The organism is Ralstonia pickettii (assembly GCF_000607165.1).
Lineage (GTDB): Bacteria > Pseudomonadota > Gammaproteobacteria > Burkholderiales > Burkholderiaceae > Ralstonia > Ralstonia holmesii.
Window position 1 is genome coordinate 1 of the sequence record NZ_JFZG01000021.1, and the last position, 2,473, is coordinate 2,473.

Sequence of the window (2,473 nt, forward strand, 5' to 3'; positions counted from 1 at the left end):
GTTAACGCGCGAGCAGATTTGACCCACCTGGCGGGGTGATTTGCATCGAAATTTGACCCACGTGATTGAATGTCCTGCTCAATCTTTGAGCAGGGGATACAGAGGTGATCACGGTGGGCATGTTGGCCAAGATCAGGCGGATGTATTTCCGCGAGAAGGTGCCGTTGCGAGAGATTGCACGGCGAACGGGGTTGTCCCGGAACACGGTGCGGTCGTGGCTGCGAGAGCCGGAAGCGACGGAGCCGAAGTATCCCAAACGGGTCAGCCCGAGCGTGGTGGACGAATGGGCCGGGCAGCTTGAGGAGTGGCTGCGCACCGACAGCCATCGTCCGAAGCGCGAGCGCCGCACGGCGCGCTTCATGTTTGAAGCGATCCGGGCACAGGGCTACAGCGGAAGCTACACGCGGGTGAGCGAGTTCGCCCGGCGCTGGCGAGAGCAACAGGCCCAGGCTCCCCGACGCAAAGCGTTCGTGCCGCTGGCCTTCGAGCCAGGTGAAGCGTTCCAGTTCGACTGGAGCTGCGAGTATGTCTTCATCGGTGGGCTGCGCCGACGTCTTGAAGTCGCCCATGTGAAGCTGAACGCCAGCCGCGCGTTCTGGCTGGTCGCCTATCCCACGCAAAGCCACGAGATGCTGTTCGACGCACACGCGAAGGCGTTTGCCGCGTTTGGCGGTGTGCCACGCCGAGGCATCTACGACAACATGAAGACGGCGGTGGACAAGGTGGGGCGTGGCAAGGAGCGCATGGTTAATGCGCGCTTCGAGGCGATGTGCGGCCACTACCTGTTCGAGCCGGAGTTCTGCAACCGGGCCTCGGGCTGGGAGAAAGGCATCGTCGAAAAGAACGTGCAGGATCGGCGCAGGCAGATCTGGCACGAAGCGGCCCAGCGGCGCTGGGCATCGCTAGCGGCGTTGAACGACTGGGTGACCGATCAGTGTCGGCAGGCGTGGCGGGCACAGCACCCACAGTGGCCGGAACTGACCATCGAGGACGTGTTGCAAGACGAACGCCCCCGGCTGATGGCGAACCCGCGCCCGTTCGACGGCTACGTCGAGCAGTTCCTGCGGGTGTCCTCGACGGGACTGATCCACTTCCAGCGCAACCGCTACAGCGTGCCGACCGAGTTCGTGAACCAGCTCGTGAGCGTGCGGTGCTATCCGGCGCTGCTGAGCGTCGTTGCCGACGGTCGCGAGATCGCCCGTCACGAACGTAGCTTCGAGCGGTACCTGACGTTCTACGACTGGCAGCACTACATCACGCTGGTCGAGCGCAAGCCAGGCGCGCTGCGCAACGGTGCGCCGTTTGCCACGATGCCGCAGCCGCTGCAGGCGCTTCAGGGGCATCTGCTCAAGCATGCCGGCGGCGACCGTGTGATGACACAGGTGCTGTCCGCCGTTCGCGAACACGGCCTGGACGCCGTGCTGGTGGCGGTGCAAGCCGCGCTCGACTCGGGCCGCCCCAGCAGCGATCACGTGCTCAACGTGCTGAGCCGGCTGAAAGCGCCGGCGCAGCACCGAATCGTGGCCGCCACCTCGCTCAGCCTGAGCGAAGAACCTGTCGCGGATGTGAACCGCTATGAACGTCTGCGCGCACCGGAGAACCAGCATGTCCAATGAGATCGTTGCCCGCCTCAAGGCGCTCAAGCTGCACGGCATGGCCAGCGGCTGGGCTGAGCTGTACGCGCAGTCCCGACATACCGAGTTCGATCCGGAGCGCTTCATGGAGCAGTTGCTGAAGGCCGAAGGTGCCGAACGCGAGGTGCGCTCGATTGCCTACCAGATGGCCGTCGCCCGGTTCCCGGCGCACCGCGACCTGAAGGGCTTCGACTTTGCGCAGGCCCGTGTCGACGAAGGGCTGATCCGTGAGCTGTACCAGATGAAGTTCCTCGACAGCGCGCACAACGTCGTGCTCATCGGCGGGCCCGGCACAGGCAAGACACATCTGGCGAGCGCCATCGGCATCGAGGCCATCCAGCGTCACGGCAAGCGCGTGCGCTACTTCTCGACGATCGAGCTGGCCAACGTACTGGAACTGGAGAAAGCGGCCGGCAAGCACGGGCAGCTTGCGCATCGGCTGATGCATGTCGATCTGGTGATCCTGGATGAACTGGGCTACCTTCCGTTCAGCCAGACCGCTGGCGCGCTACTGTTCCACCTGCTCTCGAAGCTGTACGAACGCACCAGCGTGGTGATCACGACCAACCTGAGCTTCGGGGAGTGGGCCAGCGTGTTCGGCGATGCCAAGATGACCACGGCGCTGCTCGACCGCCTCACTCATCACTGCCACATCGTTGAAACCGGCAATGAGTCGTGGCGCTTCAAGACCAGTTCAGCGAAGGCAAGATCAACCCGCCGAAAAGGCCCCAAGGAGGCAGAAATCGAAGAGTTATCCACACCGCAGTAACGCTTTACGCTGTCTTGGGGTGGGTCAAATTTAGATGAAAACCGTGGGTCAAAATTAGCTGCGCGCCAAC

At 63.4% G+C, this 2,473-nt stretch carries 2 protein-coding genes; both read left to right on the top strand.

The window, feature by feature from the left end:
- Positions 1-113 precede the first annotated feature (113 nt).
- Complete coding sequence (gene istA / locus BG83_RS0117485; protein WP_024977902.1) at positions 114-1,616, top strand: IS21 family transposase; 1,503 nt, start codon at positions 114-116, stop codon at positions 1,614-1,616.
- Complete coding sequence (gene istB / locus BG83_RS0117490; protein WP_024977903.1) at positions 1,606-2,403, top strand: IS21-like element helper ATPase IstB; 798 nt, start codon at positions 1,606-1,608, stop codon at positions 2,401-2,403. Before istA ends, istB begins: the two co-directional genes overlap by 11 nt.
- Positions 2,404-2,473: the final 70 nt, after the last annotated feature.

Bases quoted from the DNA above. Each gene is read 5' to 3' on its own strand.
- istB (WP_024977903.1), top strand. From the start codon at position 1,606: ATGTCCAATGAGATCGTTGCCCGCCTCAAGGCGCTCAAGCTGCACGGC.